Here is a 19,691-nt window from a genome sequence, read left to right as displayed (position 1 = left end):
AGGCAACCAAGGAAAAGCAAAAGGGAAAACCAACAGCAACTAGCATATTCATTAATATTGAAATGAAATTTGTGCTTACATCTTAAGAACTAGCATATTTTCTTTTGCTTTTTTGGTATTGTAATTTTTCAGTTCTAAGAATTGTAGCTGAGGTGTCTATTATCTGATTTTCTTGGCTGAGACGTGCTGTTAATTCTGGTATTAAACCTAAAATATGGTAAATTAACATTATGGATATAAGTATTTATACTAATTTTGCAGAGCAGTGCCTAAATTTGGCTACAAAGTATTTAATGCTTTATCTTAATTCTTAATTAATATTTATATACTTTTTTATGACTTGACCAACAGAGATACACTAACAATAAATTTTTGTAAACAGGTATAACAAACTTCCTTTAGTAATATTTCTATCTTAAACTTAAAGTAAGGTATAAAATTTATCAATAAAAACTAGAAACAAGGGTTTGCTCTTCATCAAAAAAACAAGTATCTTTTTGCTTTGTTAACCTTTCGTTAATCTCTATTGTTGCTCTTTGGGAGTATCTTAGAAACGCTCACCTGAAAAGTTACTAAAAAATTGATAGCGATGCTCTCACGTCTTAGTGCAATAAAAACTCATCGCCTCACAGGTTCAATTTCAGTGTTAGCACTGACAATCAGCCTAGCAGCTTGTGGCGGACAACAAACACCAGATGGTACAGCCACCAAGGATACGCCTTCTGGTACAGCTACCGATACTACTGCCTCTAGCCCAGCTAAATTAGACCTTGGCGGAACCGTAAAGTTAAGCGGAGCTGGTGCGACTTTTCCGGCACCACTATACGATACCTGGTTCACTGATTTAAACAAAAAATATCCAAATCTGCAAGTTGACTACGCATCAGTTGGTAGCGGTTCTGGAGTTGAGCAATTTATCAAAGGCACTGTAGACTTTGGGGCCAGTGATGTTGCGATGAAGGATGAAGAAATTCAGAAAGTACCAGCAGATAGGGGTGTTATTTTACTGCCTGTGACTGCTGGTAGCATCGTACTGGCCTACAACTTGCCTGATGTTCCAGAACTTAAGCTGCCAAGAGCCGTTTATGCTGATATCCTACTAGGTAAAATTAAATCTTGGGACGATGCTCAAATTGCCAAAGCTAACCCAGGTGCAAAACTTCCTAAAGAGGCAATAACGGTCGTTTATCGTTCTGATGGTAGCGGAACCACTGGTGTGTTTACAAAACACGTCAGTGCTATCAGCCCGGAGTGGAAAAGCAAGATTGGCGAAGGAAAAAGTGTCAATTGGCCTGTAGGAGTTGGTGCAAAGGGTAATGAGGGTGTTACAGCCCAAATCCAACAAACTCAAGGTTCTATTGGTTACATTGAATATGGCTACGCCAAACAAAACAATCTCAAGTTTGCTGCTTTGGAAAATAAAGCAGGAAACTTTATTGTTGATACTGAACAGTCAGCCGCTAAAACTTTAGAAGCAGTAACCTTGCCAGAAAATCTTCGGGCCTTTATTGCAGATCCCGAAGGGGCTGATTCATATCCTATCGTGAGCTATACCTGGCTTTTAGTTTACAAAAAATATCCTAATGCAGCAAAAGCTAAGGCCATAGAAGCCGCTATCGAATACGCTTTAACTGAAGGTCAGAAGCAGGCTATTCCACTAGGGTATGTTCCTCTACCCTCAAATGTCATCACAAAGGTAGCTGCTGCTGCTGACCAAATCAGTCCAGAGTACAAAATTTCTGTTGCCAGTGGTAGTAGTGCTAGCAAGTAAGCAATAAAACATGCCTATCCAGTAGTAACTTTGCACACGGAGTTACTATTGTATAAGTCAGTTTAAATAGATGATGAGGCGACAATTTTACTAATCTGGTTGCCTCCCATATTTTTCTCTGATTTAATTCTGAAAGTCGGTATTCATGACTACAAATTCTCAAAATCTGTCATCAGCGATGAAAAATCGCTCTGACGCCGAAAAATCCCTAGATTTGGGTTTTATCTGGCTGACTAAAATTTTCGCTTTTGGGGTTGCTGGTACTTTATTATGGATTGGGTCGCAGGTTGCAATTGGTGCTTGGCCTGCCATTCAACAGTTTGGTGTCAGCTTTTTGGCCAATACCACTTGGAATCCGGTTAATGATACCTATGGGGTGCTACCTCAAATTTATGGAACTCTCGTGAGTTCTTTTATTGGGCTGCTGATAGCAGTCCCAATTGGTGTTGGTACTGCTATTGTACTGAGCGAGGATTTTTTACCTGCAAAAGTGAGACTGGTACTGGTTTTTGCGGTAGAACTACTCGCAGCTATTCCCAGCGTTGTCTATGGCGTTTGGGGTATTTTCGTTTTAGTGCCAATACTAACCAGCTTGGGAAAATGGCTTAATGCTTACTTTAGCTGGCTGCCATTTTTTGGCACTTCTCCTACAGGGCCAGGAATGTTGCCAGCGGGAGTCATATTAGCGATTATGACTTTGCCCATCATCACAGCTTTATCCCGTGATGCCTTGATTTCTGTACCCCCCAGCTTGCGCCAAGCCTCTATAGGATTAGGAGCAACCCGTTGGGAAACGATTTTGCAAGTTCTTATCCCAGCAGCCTTTTCGGGCATAGTTAGTGCTGTGATGTTGGGACTTGGCCGCGCAATGGGAGAAACAATGGCTGTAACGATGTTAATTGGCAACTCCAACAACATCAGTCTCTCTCTTTTTGCACCAGCCAATACGATTTCTTCTCTATTGGCAAATCAATTCTCAGAAGCTAGTGGTTTGCAAGTTTCGGCTTTAATGTATGCGGCTTTAATTCTATTTTTCTTGACACTAGTAGTCAATATTCTGGCAGAGTTGATCGTTCTGAGAGTCAAGCGAATATAGCTTAGTTTTGGGTTAAATTATGACTTCTAATTTTCCAGAGCGCAGTTTAACTCGCTCCGCCATGTCTCAAAGAACACTGTTTAATACAGTGATGACCGTAATCGCTTTTACTTGCGGAGTATTGGCACTTATTCCTTTGCTAGCAGTGCTTTCTTACGTTATTATTAAAGGCTTTAGCAGTCTGAATCTGGCCGTGTTTGTTGAATTGCCACCCAAAGCTCTCCAAAAAGGAGGAGGCTTTGGTAATGCAATTTTAGGCACGCTACTGATGGTAGGAATTGCTGCCTTGATTAGTATCCCCTTTGGAGTTTTAGGGGCGATTTACATCACAGAATTTAGTTCGGCGAGAGTAGCTAGATGGGTGCGTTTTTCGGCTAACGTCCTTAGCGGAGTCCCCTCCATTATTGCTGGGGTATTTGCCTATGGGATTGTAGTTTTGACAATGGTAAAGTTGAACTTAGGATCGTATTCAGCTCTAGCTGGAGGGTTTGCACTGGCAATTTTGATGTTGCCAATTATTCTGCGAACTACTGATGAAGCGTTGCAGTTAGTATCGCAAGATTTGCGACAAGCATCTGTAGGGTTGGGAGCGACTAACTTTCAAACTGTAAGTCAAGTAGTCTTACCAGCAGCTTTACCAGCTATTGTAACTGGGGCAACGCTATCGATCGCCAGAGCTTCTGGAGAAACCGCACCTTTGTTATTTACTGCTCTATTTTCTAACTTTTGGCCAGATGGTTTATTCCAACCAACAGCTTCACTGGCTGTTTTAGTTTACAAATACGCCATTTCTCCGTTTAAAAATTGGCAATCTCTAGCTTGGGCAGCATCTTTAATTTTGGTATTGATGGTTCTAATCACAAGTATCATCGCTCGCTGGGCAACTCGTCAAAAAGCTTAGTAAACAACCATATACATTGCAGATCCCCATCGCTTAAAGTAACACTAGATTTAATTTATGGCTACCAACACTAAGACAGTGAATGACACTGAAACCGTTTTACGGGCTGAAAATCTCAACATTTACTACGGCAAGTTTTTAGCCTTACAGAATATTTGGCTAGATATACCGAAAAATCAGGTGACTGCTTTTATCGGCCCTTCCGGTTGTGGTAAAAGTACGTTGTTGCGATGCTATAACCGCCTCAATGATCTGATTGAGTCATTTCGGGCAGAAGGTAAGATACTTTTTTACGATAAAAACCTGTATGCACCCGATATTGACCCTGTAGAAGTGCGTCGGAGAATTGGGATGGTATTTCAAAGACCAAACCCATTTCCCAAGTCAATTCATGACAATATTACTTTTGGAGCTAAAATCAACGGCTACAAAGGTGATTTAGATGAATTAGTAGAAACCAGTCTCAAAAAAGCAGCTTTGTGGGATGAAGTCAAGGATAAACTAAAGCAAAGTGGCTCGTCTTTATCTGGTGGACAACAACAGCGATTATGTATTGCTCGCGCGATCGCAGTCCAACCTGAAATTATACTGATGGATGAACCTTGCTCCGCTCTTGACCCCATTTCCACCTTGCGTGTTGAAGAACTGATTCACGAACTTAAAGAGCAATATACTATTGTCATTGTCACCCATAACATGCAGCAAGCAGCGCGTGTTTCTGATAAGACAGCCTTTTTTAATGTTCGGACTTCAGAGAAAGGAACCCGTAGCGGCTACATGGTTGAGTACGACGCAACAGAATTAATTTTCAACAATCCTCAACAGGAAGAAACCAGAGATTACGTCAGCGGCAAATTTGGATAAATATTTATTTCACATTGTTGATATTAAAGCAATGAGGGATACTCGGAAATTAAAGCTGTGCGATATTCCTCTATGTTTTTTATTTGAAGTACTTTTTTTCCCTAACAAACTTCATATTCATGTTGTCCGATGTCTATTACTTAGTGCGCTCAAAAACTGACGGGAATTATCTGATAGCTCGTCCTGATGCTGAAACATCGGGTTATTTATTGCTGTTTCAAGAAAACTTTGACGCCCTTAGCTATCTCAACACCCACGCAGCAGAAGTGGCAAATCGCTTTGCGGTGGAATCTATTGCGCGTACACAGCTGGGAAACTTGCTTAAACGCTGGGGTTTTAGCGGTGTGGGTATTGTGACTGACCCATTATTGCCCAAAATTGAGTTTTTACAACACAATTAACTAATTCGTAATTCGTAATTTTATATTAATTAAATAGTTGTGCGTAGGCGTAGCCCGTCGTAGACATCGCACAAGTAAAATCAGGCAATATGGGTGAACTCAATTCGTCACCATTGAATAACGTAGCAGCTAACTTTAAACTTGCTTGTTCGCGTCGATATACTTCCACTTGTTGCTTACGCCAATCTACAATCCAATATTCTCTGACTCCTCGTGATGAGTAGAGCTTAAGTTTTAGTTCTTTGTCCCGTTTTTCGTTTTCACTACCAGCAGATAATACCTCTACAACCAATTCTGGCGCACCAGTCAGTTCATAAATCATCTCGGTTAGGGGATTTACCTATTTTAGCCTGGGTGAAAATGGGACATTAGTTAGGAGTAAAGCTAAAATCCAAAATCTAAATTCCAAAAATATTGGGTGGAGCGCTCGCCCCACCCAACCTAAAATAATCTAATCATTAACTACTAATTCGCTACCTCAGCCACCTCAATAACTCGCCCTTCATAGTCCTTGACTAAAAAATTCAGGGGTTTGTGGTTACGAATCTTCAATTTCAAACCGCGCATTTCGATTCGCATTAAAATCATTTCCAGGCAGTCATGGTCAAAACAAACGTGGCGTTGTTGATTTTTGCTACCTAAACTCGCACCAGTAATGACGTGTAGCTGGGTGTTTTTCTTCAATTGATACCACAGCCCATCGTTAGCATTATTCATCATTTTGCTAGACAAGCTGGGTCCAGTAGACATATATAACGGATCGATGCCAGTTGCGCCTATAGTTTGTTCGTAGTTGTAGTAATAGTGCAATGGCACCTCAGCTGCTGGCAAATCTAGCAGTCCTTCATACAACTGTCGGGCAATCTCCAAATCTGACACCATTACAGTGTGTACTTTTGGGGCACTGGTGAGAAACATCCACATGGCACCAGCGTAAGCTGCTAGCAGCATTACCATAATGCCTTGGGTGGAGAACAGGCTATCTAAAGGCAGGGAAGGCAGAAAGGAGCCTAAAGTAAGGGGACTGAGCAGGAACGAGATCACACTAACTGCTATAACCATGAACAAATAAGGATTCTTTAAGAGAGTTGATTTTATGATTGTCGATTAAGACTAAAATTAAGTCCTTGTTTTTAGTTTATCAATACTCAACTAGTCTGAGTCTTATCTACAAACTGAGCAACACCAAGATATTATGCGATTAACTAGGGGAGTGCAATTCCCAAAACTATTTTAACAACTATCAACTCCAAGACTTGTGCAAATTCCTCATTTTCCCGAAGCTAATCACCCACTGGTGAAGTCGCTATTCCATCACAGTGACCATGAACTACTGACTCTGTTTCAGCGCTATCCAGATGCCGGAAAGTACTTTACGGTGATTTTTTGCCGCTATAGCCCCATAGTCTACACCTTAATTCGGCATTCGGCGCGATCGCCTGTGCAGGCAGATTATCTGTTTGCCCTCACCTGGCGACATATTTATTACGAACTCGGTGGACTAAAGTTAACTGATTCAGAATCAGGTGAGGAAGCTTTAACCATGCAGAATTGGTTAATTAATATGACAGCTTTCTGTATAAATGAGATTAAACTACCACCCACAGAAGCAATTCATTATTCTCTGCAAGCGACTTCACCGCCGCTATGGTGCTATGTACAACAGGCATTAGACCAACTACCACCAATTTTAAGATTAATCGTGTTAATGGCTCAAACCTTCCACTGGAGTGAAACTAGAATCGCTGCTTATCTACAAGCTGAAGGAGAAGCGATCGCTCCTAACGAAGTAGCCAATTTTCTCCAGGAAGGCTATCGTATGCTAGAGGACAAATTGCCCACAGATATCCGCGCTATATACTTTGGGGAAGATTTAGCTCAATCACAACTTAAGTAGAAATGCGTATATTAGTTGTCTTCAATTTTAAAACTTAAAACTTTTTCTTAGACCTTCTACTTAAACCCGCAACTTTACGGGTAATTTTTATGAAACAACGGCTTGTATTTCCCTGCCCAAAGGTAGGCTTAATTTGTGTAGGTGCGATTTCTTCTCCCCAGGTACTTTTACACAGCTTTTTACTGTTTGCTTTTTTGCTGAGTCCTGTAGCGGGTGCGGTTGATATTTCCGAACAACTCCATCGCCCTTTAAATAATTCCGTTGGACGACAATCAAGAAATGAAGCAGACAGCTTGCTGCGTATTGGTCAACAAGAATACACTTCAGGACATGCCGACAAAACAATTGCGTCTTGCTTGCGAGCATTAGAACTATATCATTCTATTGGCGACCTGAAAGCACAAGGTCTAACGTATAATTTGCTTGCGAAGGCTTATGTGCAGCTTGGTAGTTCAAAAGAGGCAGAAGATGCTTTCAGAAGAGGATTAGCGATCGCTCGTGATACTAAAGACTTTCAATCTCAGATTTTTGTGCTGAATAATATCGGTACATTTCTGCTGCAAAAAGGCGAATTTGCTGCTGCTGGTAAAACAGTTGAAGATGCACTCACAATTGCTCACGGGGTGAAAAATATTGAAGGTGAAGGACTGTCTTTGAGTAATTTGGGCTTGGTAAGTGCCAGGTTGGGAGATTATAACAAGGCGATTAAACTGTACGAAAATGCTTTAACTTTCCGCCGTCAGACTGGCGATGCCATCGGTGAAGCAAATACCTTGAATAACTTAGGAGATGCTTATTTAGCATCTGGAAATTATCAAGATACCATTGCTACTTATGGTGAAGCAATGCGCACAGCTAAAACCAACCGCGATCGCACTAATCAATTACGGGCAATTGACGGTTTAGTTACGGCTCATACTGCTGTAGGACGTTACGAACGCGCCTTTGACTTACTAGAGCAGCGTTTAGCACTCGCTAAAGAATTGCAAAATTTACGCGAAGAATTAAAATCTTTTGAATCTTATGCCCAGTTATATAAGCAACAAGGTAACTACCTAACTGCCCGCAATTTTTACGAAAGGGCAATTATACTGGCGCAGACATTGCAAGATAGCAGGCAAGAAGTGCAATTGCGGGATCAATTAACCAAAATGCTTCAGCGAAAGTAGCAATAAGACACCGAAAATCTTTTGCATTATTCAAAGTAGGGGCAATTCATGAATTGCCCCTACAGTTTTGTATAAGTTAATCCACGCCTTAGTTCTACTAATTCAAGAACACTGAACCGTTTCGTTCAATTCTCATCGCACTTCTGCCCTGTGTTGCATTGGTGGCTTCCTTAAATGTGACTTCCAAGCTTCCTGGTTCTGAAGAACCTTGTGGAGTCACTATTAATTGTCCGCCATCTTGTCGTTCAAATGTTACTGTTACTGGTGCTTTTAAAGCTTGTAGCGTTACATCTGACTTACCTTCTAGCGATCGCGGTGCTGTATCGCCAATCACTTGGAAAGTTATCTTAGCCGCAGTATCATTCACCAACCTGATATTAACCATACCATTAGTGAGTGCGATCGTCGCACTGGGGGTTTGCCGTGGTTCTAACAGTGGTTGTTGGTCATTGGAAACTGTAGGTGGTGAAGGTTCTTGATTTTGATCGCCAATTGGGCGTGGTGGTCTAGCACCTGGTTGTGGTGGTATGGGAGACACTTGTCCCTCAGCCGGCGGAACTGGGCGTGGTGTTCTAGCACCTGGTTGTGGTGGTACGGGAGACAGTTGCCCTTCAGCTAGGCGGAACTGGGCGAGGTGATACGGGAGCCTGAGAGCGGTTGTAGGGTGGTTCGCTAAAAATACTGGGACTTGGGTTAACCTTGACAGTAGATTCTTGTGCTAATGCTTGAGGAATTGCTGGCAGACTAATTAGCAATCCCCCACAAATAGCGCCAAATAACTTGCTAGACTTGCGAAAATTTGGAGACTTCATATTTGTTCTTGACTCCTAAAAAAACTTCAATTTTTTTCTTACTAAAAATTTCTCCAGCCGGAAATTAAATTAGGTTTTATCAGTCGTTAACTACATCTAAACATTTAACAAACTACTCGATTTATCGCATCTAGCTAAGGATAAAGAAATAATCTAAAAAACTTGAAATATTTCATTCTCAAGATTTACAATCTTAACCATTGTCATGAAGCACGTTTTTGTAACAGTCAAATTCAATATACTGCTAGAAAATAAATTTCTTCGCTAAAAATTAAAGTCCAGTTGAATAGACTAAAATCTTACATCTATCACAGGAAATAAAAATTTATTAGCAAATTAAGACTCAAGAGTTATTGGTAAAGTGATAGTAAAGGTAGTGCCAATGCCTTGGGTACTTTCAACTTGAATATGACCGTGATGATGTTCGACAATAGCTTGAGCGATCGCTAATCCCAATCCTGAACCTGTAGCGCTGGCTGTCGCTGTATTCCCCGTCCTATGAGTACGTGCCGGATCTACTCGATAAAAGCGATCGAACAAGCGTGGTAGTGCTTCCGCTGGAATTCCAACTCCGGTGTCACTCACCTTAACTTGCAACTGGGCACTGGTGTTACGTAATCCAGAAACACGATTTATTCCTTCTATCCGCGCCAATTCCACTTTCACCCGTCCACCTGCTGGAGTGTAATGCAAAGCGTTAGCAATTAAATTTGTGAACAGCCGCACCAATTGATCCCAATTACCTACAAGAGTAAACCAATTTTCCAGTAATTCGGGGCTAGTTTCAGAGATAGGAGGGTCAACTAAGTCTAGAGAAAGGGCGATTTTTTTCTCAGGGACTAACAATTGTTGTTCTTCAACCACTTCTATTAGCAAAGCGTCCAACGGACAAGGTGAAAAAGTATCTTTGCTAATACCACTATCCTGCCTTGCTAGGAAGAGTAAGTCATTGACTAACTTACCCAAACGCTGCGTTAACCGTTCTACCACCTTTAACTGTTGTCGATATTGCAAAGAACTAGTCGTTTCTGTCTCTGCTAAATCCAAGTCAGCAAGGGCAACTTGCACATTAGTTTGAATCAAAGTGATCGGACTTCTAAGTTCGTGGGAAGCATCAGCAGTGAATTGTTTAAGACGTTGATAAGATTCACCCATCAGGTTCCATCGCTTTACCCGAAAGAAACCAACCACTTGCGCCTACAGAAAGCACCATTAACCCAATACCTAAAGCCAAATCAAAAATTAACTGGCGACTAGGTTTAGTAACTTCAAACCAGGGATGACTAACGCGCAGATATCCTAATACTTGTCGTCTCACTTCTACTCGTTCGGTAACTTGTCGCAATAAGAGTGGAGAGTTAGGAATTTTAAATTTTGAATTTTCACTTTCTCTCTTGACTACGCGCACAGTTTCACCAGTGCGATTGGCACGTATGGGAATATTTAGGGGTTCAGATAGCGTTGACCAAAGTAATTTACCAGTTGGACTAAACCATTCTAGGTCAATGTGATCATCTTCTACAGTATCGGTATTATCGCCAAAACTGGCTTCTACATTAATGCGAAATTTATCTGTATCAGCATTAATTGGCTCAAATATTAGTGTAGATGCACAACCACTGGTTGTCAGGCAACGCTCCACTATTTCTACTACATGGTTAAGGGTGTCATCAATCCGCTCAATCAGTGTACTGCGGACGTATAAATAAACGCCACTGGCAAACAGTAGTAGTAATACAGCAGTGACGGCAGTGTACCAGATTGCAAGACGGCGGCGAGTAGCTTGAAACATATTTCCACCTACTTCGTGTTAAGAATAATTGTAAAGTGCTTTTTATGATTAACAATTTTGCTCAAAACAATACTAGTTTGATTTTTTGCGATCGCATCAAATTTTGACGTTCAAAAAAATATTACTTTGTCTGCAAAAATAATATAAATATAACTTTGATTCAATTTGCTGAGGGGTTAAATAAAAAATTTAATCTTTGTATGCGGTGAGTTTCTACAAGTCTTATGCAACAAAGGGTAAGGGCTTTTAAAACCTAGTTTTTAGCTAAAAGTTATACCAATTTGAAAAAAGAATACAACAAATAGACCATTTGTAGAGACGCGAGGAATCGCGTCTTTACCCAAGAATGTGTTGCAATCATTAATTGAATTGGTATAACAATTGAGTATTTTTTATTTGCAAGTCACTTGAATACGAGACGCTGTACGAACGAGTAGTGCAGCGTTAGTTAGGAACGAGCATCTGGAGAAGCGTACATGATATTAAACCTCTACCAAAACGGCCTCGCGCAGCTTGCTAATCACATCACTCAGATTACCTGTATTCAGGCGGTAACTCAGAGGATGGGCAATCAACCGCGCCGTGCTTTGATACAGACTAGCAATTTCAATCAAACCATTTTCGCGTAAAGTCCGCCCTGTAGAAACCAAGTCTACGATCGCTTCTGACATTCCAGTAATTGGGCCTAGCTCTACTGAACCATACAATGGCACTATTTCCACAGGTAAATCTAGGCTATGGAAATATTCACGAGCGCAATTCACATATTTTGAAGCAACTCTACCATGCGGTGGTAAATCTAAAGGCGATCGGTAAGAACTTGATTCTTTTACCGCCACTGACATCCGACAATGACCAAACTGCAAATCTACCAAGTGAGCAACTTGCGGCTGCTTCTCCCGCAGTACATCGTAACCAACCACCCCTAGTTGTGCCTGACCATATTCCACATAAACAGGTACATCTTGTGCCCGCACCAGTAAAGCTTTTGCAACTCCCTTAGTGTCAGGAATTTGAAGTTGGCGAGTTCCTGAATCTAAAAAAGCACTAAAATCTAATCCGACAGCTTGTAGCAAGCGGATGCTATTTTTAAGTAGTTCCCCTTTTGGCAATGCAACAGTCAGCATTTTTTTTATTGGTATCCTTAGCGTCTTGGCAGTTGAATAATATTGAGAATATCTCTATATGCTTACCACAAGCAGCATGAGAATTTTATTAGTTGATGATGAAGTTGAACTAACTCAACCCTTGAGCCGCTTGTTAACTCGTGAGGGTTATGCCGTAGATGCCGTTTATGATGGGACATCTGGCAGCGAACTTGCACAGACAGGTAGTTATGACCTACTTATTTTAGATTGGATGCTACCAGGAAAAACGGGGTTAGAGATTTGTCAGGAATTGCGCCGCCAAAGCAAAACCACTCCCGTTCTGTTTCTCACAGCTAAAGATACTCTTGATGACCGCGTACAAGGTTTAGATGCTGGTGCTGATGACTATTTGGTGAAACCTTTTGAATTGCGGGAGTTATTAGCAAGAGTCCGTGCTTTATTGCGTCGTTCCGGTTCTCAAATTTATGAAGCCACCAGCGGACGTTTAACTGTCGCTGATTTAGAACTAGATTGTGAAAATCAAGTAGCCTATCGCCAAGGACGAATAATTGAGCTATCGCAAAAAGAAAGCCAGTTGTTGCAATATTTTATGGAACACACTGGACAACTTTTGACTCATGCCCAGATTATGCAAAATTTGTGGCAAGAGTCAGAACAACCCAGTAGTAATGTAATTGCGGCATTAATTCGTTTGCTGCGCCGTAAGATTGAGGTAGGTAAAGAAACTACGCTAATTCATACCGTTTACGGTAAAGGCTATCGTTTTGGTGCTTCTTTATTAGAATCAGTTTAGCCGCCTGCTTCGACTCACAAAGATTTGGTTAATTGTTTAGGAGAATCATTAGACTTCTTGCAGAAATGGGGAAAAGGTTAAGGGGCAAAGGGTAAAGGTATGAAATTTTCCCAAACCCAGTAACCTTTAACATACACTTCAACATCTTGGCATTTGTTACTTTTGCAAGATGTCTATTGATATTTTTCAGTCTTTGCGACTTTAATTGCTGTCGAAGTTTGTTGTAGAGGGATAAATTTACAGGCATCATAATTTGTGAAAGCCTCTTTCAGACACGAAGCTGATTATCCGCATCCATATCTTCTTTACTAAACCCAAGAAAAATCTCGGAATCTTCCATAAGGTTTGACGGAAAACAAAGACATTAGCTTTTTCCACAAATAGATAAGCATTGGTAACGAACGCATCAGTGTCGTTACTAACGAATAAGCATTAGTAACAAAACAGGTTGCGTTGGTAACAAACGCATCAGTGTCGTTACTAACGGATAAGTATTGGTAACAAAACAAGTTGTGTTGCTAACAAACGGACAAGCTGTGGTAAGAACAATAACTTCATTTCTAACTACACCTCCATACAGCATTACCAATGTTTGCAACGATTTTCTCTATTTGGCTTAGTCAACAGTATAGTGGCGATCGCACTCCCAATATTCGTCATCACTACAAACTTACAGCAGTTTTCATTTAATTGAACCACAGCGTAAACCTGTTAAAATCACAAAAATTCAGCTTGTACTATTAAAATTTACCCAAAAGTTGATTAATTTGAAGTTGCAGTTTTTCTCTTAATTGTTGTGCCTGTTGATAGGCTACTGCACGCTCTTTCTTTGAGTGGTTATCTAATCCTGCTGGTTGCAAAGGTTGAATAAAGTAACGCAAACGAGTTTTCATTGCCCAAACTCCCATTGAGGGAAACAGAACTAAGGCAAACATCAAAGGCGACAAAGGTAAAAATGGTAGTTTGACTAATCGTTGTAACTTAGCGAAATTAACAGCCCAAGGATGCAGAGATTCACTGCCGATGCAAACTACTGGCAGAATCGGAATATGATAGCGATCGCTCAACTGAATAAAGCTCACATTAAACTTTTCTAGTTGATAGCGTTTTCTCCAACCTTTCAAAGGCCCGCGAATACCTTCGGGTGCATATAAAAGAATTTTACCTTGGGCAATAGCTGATTCAAAATCATCTAATTCGGCTCGCACACCACCTAAAACCTGCGACCATTGAGATGGTAGCCACCAAATCACCCAAGGATGCTCAAATAACGCTGTATTTGCGATGGGTTGTACTACCCATCCTTTGGCTTCACTTAATAAATAAGCCAAGGTTAAAAAGTCCCAAGGAAAACACATTCCGGCATGATTCATTGCCAGAATCAATGGCCCTGTTGGCGGCAAGTTTTCTACTTGTTGTAACTCTCCCCGAAAATAGTATTTAACGATAGGGGCTAGAATTTCTTTGCCAAAAGCTTGTTGATATTTAGGATCGAATTCACCAACTTCTTTTCGAGGTGAACGAAAACCCAGACGTAACCAACGACTCAGCAACGCTAGATAAAATCCGCCAGGAATTAAGAATAATCCATATTCTAGCCAATTCCAACCATCTGGATCTGGGTGATAGTGCTGCCAATGGCGATTGAATAAAATTAACCACCCTGGAGGATACCAAAGACAAAACCAATCAAACCAGTTAAATATATAGCCTTCACCTGGTGCATTTTCTATTTGACTGTTTACTAACTTTTCGGAGCGTTGATTAATCAAAACAGTTAAAGATTAGGATTAGGCAAAAGAACTTTATTAAAAGTGCATTATAGCTTCTTAGTTTTGTAACTGCCATCATACCATAGAAGTACACGGTTAGGGGCACAGCATATTCTGCCCTTACGATTATCTGTAACTTACCATTTTGCAATCTGTTGTAGTTGCTAAACTAGCGATATAAAAGCTTTCATCCAATACAAAATGAACTTGTATATAAATACTTTATATATAAAAAATATGAAAAATTAATCTCAATACAATTCATAAAAATATGACGCATCACCAAATTTTTAGCTGTGTGCGATGGCTGGTAATTATTTAGTTAAATCGCCTTAAATAATACTATTGGGAATCTTATACTAGGCAAAATTTAATGTTTATTTTAGATATACCTTCTACAGGCAACAGTAAGCCGTAAACACTGATAACTGAATATTGATGTTCCGCCAAAAGATGAAATTGATAACGACTGATGATTATTAAAATTCATCCTCAAGCTGGAGACGAATGGCGAGACATCTGTCCTACTCTTCCTACTATGGAACTAAGAAAACCACTCAAAATTCCAGATTTGATCCGTGAACTTCGGCAGCAACTCCATCTTTCTCAAGAAAAGTTTGCAGCCAAGTTAGGAGTTTCCCAACGAACAATCAATCGTTGGGAGAACGGATCTACAGTGCCTTCACAGATGGCACTAAAGCTGATTGAAGAAATGTTAGAGAGGATGGGCAAAGCAGATAAAAGATTAGCGAACGAGTATCTCCCAAAATCGGAGCAACGGGAGGACTCTTAAGATGATGGTGAAAGTACCTGAAAAATTTTTGATAATGCGTTATCGGTTCATAGCTTTTAGTGTGATGATTTTGGCAGTGATAACGGCGCTGCTGTTGACAAAAGTCTTACTGCCAGTTTTTGATCCGAGCGTATTTACATTATTTTATGCTGCTGTGGCAGTCAGCGCTTGGTATGGCGGTATGAAACTGGGAGTGCTAGCGATCGCTTTATCTGTTACAACTACACTCTATTTCTCGATCGATCCAGTCTACTCCTTCGATTTACTCAGCCTGAAAGTCCTGGTACGATTAACCACATTCTCACTAGTATCCTTCTTAATTACTGCGCTTTCTTCAGAGTTGCGAACTGCTAGACGCAAAGCAGAGACAAGCCTCAAGTTGTTGCAAAATAGCGAAATGCGGTTTAGCCGACTGGCAAAATCCAACATCATTGGGGTAATCGTAACTGATATGAACAACGGCTTTATTATCGAAGCCAATGATGCTTTTCTGAAAATGCTCGGCTATACGCGAGAAGATTTCTCGGCTAACCAAATAAACTGGCACGAAATTACCCCACCTGAGTATCTTCTTTTGAGCGAACGTTCTGTGCAAGAAGTAAAAACTACTGGAGTATGTAAGCCTTTTGAAAAAGAATACATTTGTAAAAATGGCGATCGCATTTCCGTTCTGCTCGGTTCTGTGATGCTGGGAGACACTCAAGAAACGGTCATTGCCTTTGTTGTTGATTTGAGCCAACAGCAAGCTGCGCTACGCGAACGCAAACAAGCAGAAGCGGCATTACAGCAAGCTAATCAGCGGAATACACGCACTCTAGAAAACATGAGTGATGCATTTATTACTCTAGACCGAGACTGGCGAATCATCTACCAAAATGCCGAAGCAGAGCGAATTAACGGTAAACCCCGGACAGAGGTCATTGGTAAGTCACACTGGGAGGAGTGGCCTATATCATTAGGTACGAATGTAGAGCATCAGTACCGACGGGCGATGGCAGAGCAAATTCCCGTCCATTTCGAGCATCACTACTACTTACCACCCAAATATGACTTGTGGCTGGAGATTCACGCCTACCCTAGTGAAGATGGTCTTGACATTTTCTATCGCGACATCAGCAATCGCAAACAAATAGAACGAGCTTTGCGACAGAAAGAGGAACGTCTGAAGTTAGCAAACGAGCGGTTTGAGTTAGCAGCATCTGCGGTAAACTGTCTGATTTATGACTGGAATATCCAACAGGATAGCGTTGAAAGAACTGATGGGTTAACCCGAATTTTGGGCTATTCCCTCCTAGAAGCTGAAGCAACTGGTAATTGGTGGTCTGAGCTTATCCATCCAGAGGATTTGCCAAGCGTACAAGAGGCGATACTTGCATTGGTAAATAGCGATCGCTATGCTGCCGAATACCGAATTCGCAACAAAAACAATCAGTATATCTATGTATTAGATCAAGGGATAGTGGTACAACGGGATGCAGATGGAAACCCGTTACGTTTAGTTGGCAGCACTACAGATATTAGCAAACGCAAACATGCAGAGAAGGCAGTCCAAGCAAGTGAGGAACGGCTCAGGAGTTTTGTGAAAGCGAATATAGTTGGCATTCTCTTTGGTGATGTGAATGGTAGCATCACTGAAGCCAACGACGAGTTTTTGCGAATTGTCGGCTATACCCAAGAGGATATCCAAGCAGGTAGATTAAGCTGGGCTGATATCACGCCATTTGAGTATCAATATTTAGATGAGCTGGCCATTGCCGAAGCAATAGCGAAGGGAACCTGTACTCCTTATGAGAAGGAATTTATTCGCAAAGATGGTTCCAGCGTCCCAGTTATAATTGGCTACTCCCTTTTAGGAGAATCTCGGCATAAATCAGTCGCATTCATTCTGGATATTAGCGATCTCAAACAAGTTAAAAAAGCGCTGAGTCAGAGTCAAGAGCAATTTCAAGCTTTTATGGACAATATTCCCGCCGCCGCATGGATTACAAATGCAGACGGACGTGTACTTTACCTAAGTCCAACTTATTTCAGCACATTCAATGTGCCAATAAATAAGGCGATCAATAAAAACATTTTTGACCTATACCCAGTCCAAATCGCTCAACCCCTCCTCGATAACATTAGAATAGTTGCCGAAACTAATCAGGTGATTCAAACGATTGAGTCTGTCCCACGCACAGATGGCACCCTTGGCGAATTTTTGGTCTATAAGTTTCCCATTGCCAATGCGTCTGGTCAATGCCTGGTAGGAGGGGTTGCAATTGACATTACCGAACGCGAACGTGCCCTTCGCGAACGACAGCTTGCAGAACAAGCCTTACAAGAACGCAGTGAAAGACTTAAACTGCTTTCGGAAACAACCAGCGATTTGCTTTCAACCGAGCGCCCCTTGGATCTAATGAACAGCTTGTTTAGCAAACTCTCGGCGCAAATGGATTTGCATTGTTACTTTCACTATTTAATCGAGACACGCGAAAATAAGCAGAAACTCCGGTTAGTAGCTTGGAACGGTATTAGTGATGAAGTATTTAAAGCAATTGAATACCTAGAATTTGATGAAGGGATATGCGGACTAGTGGTGCAAGAACGCCGTCAAATCGTCGTCAATAATGTGCCGCACTCTACCCATCCCCATGCCAACATCCTCCATGCTTTAGGAATTACAGCCTATGCAGGTCAACCGTTAATTGCTCAGGGAAAGCTGCTTGGTGTCCTCTCTTTTGCCAGTCGCACCCGTACCAATTTCACTTCTGGGGAAATAGCTCTATTACAAGCAACTTCCGATCAGGTGGCGGTTGCTCTGGAACGCGCTCAGTTAATGGCTTCGTTACAGCGCCGGAAAGAAGAATTAATCCAAGCTAATCGAATCAAAGATGAGTTTTTGGCGGTGCTTTCCCACGAACTTCGCACGCCACTAAACCCGATTTTGGGATGGTCGAAATTACTACAAACGAAAAAGTATGATGAAGCAACCACTACTCGCGCTCTCGAAACCATTGAGCGCAATGCCAAGCTACAAACCCAATTAATCGAAGATTTACTGGATGTCTCTCGCATTCTTCAAGGTAAGCTGAGTCTGAATATTGCTCCTGTAAATCTAGAAACTGCGATCGCCGCAGCAATAGAAACTGTACGTCTAGCCGCTGAAGCCAAATCGATCGATTTGCGATTTACGATTTCAGACTTCGACGCGGGTACTCAGTCTTTCTCTGTGGGACACTACGCGAACGACAAGGCTCAGGAACCATCGAACGATTTGGGATTAGACAATTCTCAAATAAATTTAGACTCAATCGATTTTAATAAGCAACTTAACAATTTAAAATACCAAACTTCAAATTCTAAATTTTTAGTCAGAGGTGATTCCAGTCGCTTGCAGCAAGTCATCTGGAATCTAGTTTCCAATGCTATTAAGTTTACACCCCAGGGTGGAAAGATAGAAATCAGTTTAGAGTCTGTTGGTTCTCAAGTTCAATTGCGAGTCAGTGATACAGGTAAGGGAATTAGCCCTGACTTTTTACCATTCGTCTTTGACTACTTTCGACAAGCTGATGGCGCAACCACTAGAAAATTCGGCGGACTGGGCTTAGGATTAGCTATTGTTCGTCACATTGTCGAGCTACATGGCGGCACAGTTCAAGCAGAAAGTTTGGGTGAAGAACAGGGAGCAACCTTTACAGTCATGCTACCGTTAATCGAGGTCGATCTAAATAGCCATCAGATTGCCTCTCAAACCGATGATTTGCCCAATTTCAAAGGGTTGAAAGTTCTGCTTGTGGATGATGAGCGAGATACACGAGAGTTAATTGCCTTCATTTTGGAGCAGTCTGGCGCGGTAGTAATCCAGGCTGCATCTGCAATGGAAGCACTACGAATTATGCCTCAGTTCCAGCCAAATCTGCTGTTGAGCGACATTGGAATGCCAGAAATAGACGGCTATATGCTGATTCGTAAAATTAGAGCTATGTCATCAGAACAAGGAGGGGAAATTCCCGCGATCGCCCTTACAGCTTATGCTGGTGAGGTTGATTATCAACAGGCAATTGCCGCTGGATTTGGGCAGCATATCACCAAACCAGTGGAGCCAGCTAAATTACTTCGTGCGATCGCTAACCTAATTTATAGTTGTAGCAATTGTTGATTGGTAGAAAAACCGTGCAATCTTATGAGCGGTAGCAGTAATAGCTTTGGGAGCGCCAAAGCGAGAACGTAAATGACGATAAAACGTGCCCAAAGCAATCATGTTGACGGATATAGCTACATAAAACGATGTTGGGAAGCAATATCAATACCAGCAGCATTAGGATGAATTGGATTAAGCTTCAATGTACTGGTTACAGATTGGCGATTCGGAACTGAAGATTTCTGTTTTTTCTTTTCTTCATTTTAGTTCCCCTTGTCTCAAGCAGTATCAAAGTTGAGAGTATGCCTTGACCAAGGTTGACGGAATTATACAGTCTTCTAAACGGGATGAAGAGGGATACATTACCCAACAAGTTTAATAAACAAAAAGCCCCAAGC

At 41.3% G+C, this 19,691-nt stretch carries 15 protein-coding genes and 2 pseudogenes; 10 read left to right on the top strand and 7 right to left on the bottom strand.

Annotation, left to right across the window (positions count from 1 at the left end; genetic code table 11):
• The first annotated feature begins 589 nt into the window (after positions 1–589).
• The 5 genes from pstS to QUD05_RS08995 all read left to right on the top strand — a co-directional run bounded on the left by pstS (position 590) and on the right by QUD05_RS08995 (position 5,033).
• Positions 590–1,771, top strand: a complete 1,182-nt coding sequence (pstS, locus tag QUD05_RS09015) for a phosphate ABC transporter substrate-binding protein PstS (protein WP_289795758.1) — start codon at positions 590–592, stop codon at positions 1,769–1,771.
• Between the two features lie 145 nt (positions 1,772–1,916).
• Complete coding sequence (gene pstC, locus QUD05_RS09010) at positions 1,917–2,867, top strand: phosphate ABC transporter permease subunit PstC (protein WP_289795757.1); 951 nt, start codon at positions 1,917–1,919, stop codon at positions 2,865–2,867.
• A gap of 19 nt (positions 2,868–2,886) precedes the next feature.
• Positions 2,887–3,768, top strand: coding sequence for a phosphate ABC transporter permease PstA (gene pstA, locus QUD05_RS09005; protein WP_289795756.1), 882 nt, complete (start codon positions 2,887–2,889; stop codon positions 3,766–3,768).
• Positions 3,769–3,825: 57 nt separating this feature from the next.
• Positions 3,826–4,632, top strand: a complete 807-nt coding sequence (gene pstB / locus QUD05_RS09000; RefSeq protein ID WP_289795755.1) for a phosphate ABC transporter ATP-binding protein PstB — start codon at positions 3,826–3,828, stop codon at positions 4,630–4,632.
• Between the two features lie 119 nt (positions 4,633–4,751).
• Positions 4,752–5,033: a hypothetical protein gene (locus QUD05_RS08995; protein WP_289795754.1), complete on the top strand. Its 282-nt coding sequence runs from the start codon at positions 4,752–4,754 to the stop codon at positions 5,031–5,033.
• Between the two features lie 25 nt (positions 5,034–5,058).
• Here QUD05_RS08995 and QUD05_RS08990 read toward each other — a convergent pair.
• Positions 5,059–5,343 (bottom strand): annotated as a pseudogene (locus tag QUD05_RS08990) (Uma2 family endonuclease); the annotation flags it as partial.
• A 155-nt stretch (positions 5,344–5,498) separates the two neighbouring features.
• Entirely contained in the window at positions 5,499–6,095 is a 597-nt protein-coding gene (locus tag QUD05_RS08985) for a glyoxalase-like domain protein (RefSeq protein WP_289795753.1), read from the bottom strand.
• 196 nt (positions 6,096–6,291) lie between these two features.
• Between QUD05_RS08985 and QUD05_RS08980 the strand changes: the two genes are divergently transcribed.
• Positions 6,292–6,930, top strand: coding sequence for an RNA polymerase sigma factor sigma-70 region 4 domain-containing protein (locus tag QUD05_RS08980; RefSeq protein WP_289795752.1), 639 nt, complete (start codon positions 6,292–6,294; stop codon positions 6,928–6,930).
• Positions 6,931–7,019: 89 nt separating this feature from the next.
• Positions 7,020–8,099 carry a tetratricopeptide repeat protein gene (locus QUD05_RS08975; protein WP_289795751.1) on the top strand — a complete coding sequence of 360 codons (1,080 nt, stop codon included), beginning with the start codon at positions 7,020–7,022 and terminating at the stop codon, positions 8,097–8,099.
• Between the two features lie 97 nt (positions 8,100–8,196).
• On the opposite strand, the gene QUD05_RS33960 is transcribed toward QUD05_RS08975, so the two are convergent.
• The 4 genes and pseudogenes from QUD05_RS33960 to hisG all read right to left on the bottom strand — a co-directional run bounded on the left by QUD05_RS33960 (position 8,197) and on the right by hisG (position 11,830).
• A complete protein-coding gene (locus tag QUD05_RS33960) occupies positions 8,197–8,637 on the bottom strand; it encodes a hypothetical protein (protein WP_354666118.1) in 441 nt (146 codons plus the stop codon).
• 73 nt (positions 8,638–8,710) lie between these two features.
• Positions 8,711–8,911: a hypothetical protein gene (locus QUD05_RS33955; RefSeq protein WP_354666117.1), complete on the bottom strand. Its 201-nt coding sequence runs from the start codon at positions 8,909–8,911 to the stop codon at positions 8,711–8,713.
• 336 nt (positions 8,912–9,247) lie between these two features.
• Positions 9,248–10,703, bottom strand: a pseudogene (locus tag QUD05_RS08965) (sensor histidine kinase).
• Between the two features lie 482 nt (positions 10,704–11,185).
• Positions 11,186–11,830: an ATP phosphoribosyltransferase gene (gene hisG, locus QUD05_RS08960; RefSeq protein ID WP_289795750.1), complete on the bottom strand. Its 645-nt coding sequence runs from the start codon at positions 11,828–11,830 to the stop codon at positions 11,186–11,188.
• A gap of 76 nt (positions 11,831–11,906) precedes the next feature.
• Here hisG and rppA point away from each other — a divergent pair, with 76 nt between their 5' ends.
• Positions 11,907–12,605 carry a two-component system response regulator RppA gene (gene rppA, locus QUD05_RS08955; RefSeq protein WP_289799928.1) on the top strand — a complete coding sequence of 233 codons (699 nt, stop codon included), beginning with the start codon at positions 11,907–11,909 and terminating at the stop codon, positions 12,603–12,605.
• Between the two features lie 740 nt (positions 12,606–13,345).
• Here the strand turns inward: rppA and QUD05_RS08950 are convergent.
• Complete coding sequence (locus QUD05_RS08950) at positions 13,346–14,377, bottom strand: 1-acyl-sn-glycerol-3-phosphate acyltransferase (RefSeq protein WP_289795749.1); 1,032 nt, start codon at positions 14,375–14,377, stop codon at positions 13,346–13,348.
• 472 nt (positions 14,378–14,849) lie between these two features.
• On the opposite strand from QUD05_RS08950, the gene QUD05_RS08945 reads away from it, so the two are divergent.
• Complete coding sequence (locus QUD05_RS08945; RefSeq protein WP_289795748.1) at positions 14,850–15,170, top strand: helix-turn-helix domain-containing protein; 321 nt, start codon at positions 14,850–14,852, stop codon at positions 15,168–15,170.
• Position 15,171: 1 nt separating this feature from the next.
• Positions 15,172–19,311: a PAS domain S-box protein gene (locus QUD05_RS08940; protein WP_289795747.1), complete on the top strand. Its 4,140-nt coding sequence runs from the start codon at positions 15,172–15,174 to the stop codon at positions 19,309–19,311.
• Positions 19,312–19,691 lie beyond the last annotated feature (380 nt).

This window comes from Nostoc sp. GT001 (assembly GCF_030382115.1).
Lineage (GTDB): Bacteria > Cyanobacteriota > Cyanobacteriia > Cyanobacteriales > Nostocaceae > Nostoc.
The sequence above is the reverse complement of the archived record's forward strand: the minus strand, read 5'-3'. Positions and strand labels throughout refer to the sequence as shown.

Excerpts from the sequence above, each read along its gene's own strand:
- pstS (WP_289795758.1), top strand. The coding sequence starts at position 590 with ATGCTCTCACGTCTTAGTGCAATAAAAACTCATCGCCTCACAGGTTCA.
- pstC (WP_289795757.1), top strand. The coding sequence starts at position 1,917 with ATGACTACAAATTCTCAAAATCTGTCATCAGCGATGAAAAATCGCTCT.
- pstA (WP_289795756.1), top strand. The coding sequence starts at position 2,887 with ATGACTTCTAATTTTCCAGAGCGCAGTTTAACTCGCTCCGCCATGTCT.
- pstB (WP_289795755.1), top strand. The coding sequence starts at position 3,826 with ATGGCTACCAACACTAAGACAGTGAATGACACTGAAACCGTTTTACGG.
- QUD05_RS08995 (WP_289795754.1), top strand. The coding sequence starts at position 4,752 with ATGTTGTCCGATGTCTATTACTTAGTGCGCTCAAAAACTGACGGGAAT.
- QUD05_RS08985 (WP_289795753.1), bottom strand. The coding sequence starts at position 6,095 with ATGGTTATAGCAGTTAGTGTGATCTCGTTCCTGCTCAGTCCCCTTACT.
- QUD05_RS08975 (WP_289795751.1), top strand. The coding sequence starts at position 7,020 with ATGAAACAACGGCTTGTATTTCCCTGCCCAAAGGTAGGCTTAATTTGT.
- QUD05_RS33955 (WP_354666117.1), bottom strand. The coding sequence starts at position 8,911 with ATGAAGTCTCCAAATTTTCGCAAGTCTAGCAAGTTATTTGGCGCTATT.
- hisG (WP_289795750.1), bottom strand. The coding sequence starts at position 11,830 with ATGCTGACTGTTGCATTGCCAAAAGGGGAACTACTTAAAAATAGCATC.
- rppA (WP_289799928.1), top strand. The coding sequence starts at position 11,907 with ATGAGAATTTTATTAGTTGATGATGAAGTTGAACTAACTCAACCCTTG.
- QUD05_RS08945 (WP_289795748.1), top strand. The coding sequence starts at position 14,850 with ATGATTATTAAAATTCATCCTCAAGCTGGAGACGAATGGCGAGACATC.
- QUD05_RS08940 (WP_289795747.1), top strand. The coding sequence starts at position 15,172 with ATGATGGTGAAAGTACCTGAAAAATTTTTGATAATGCGTTATCGGTTC.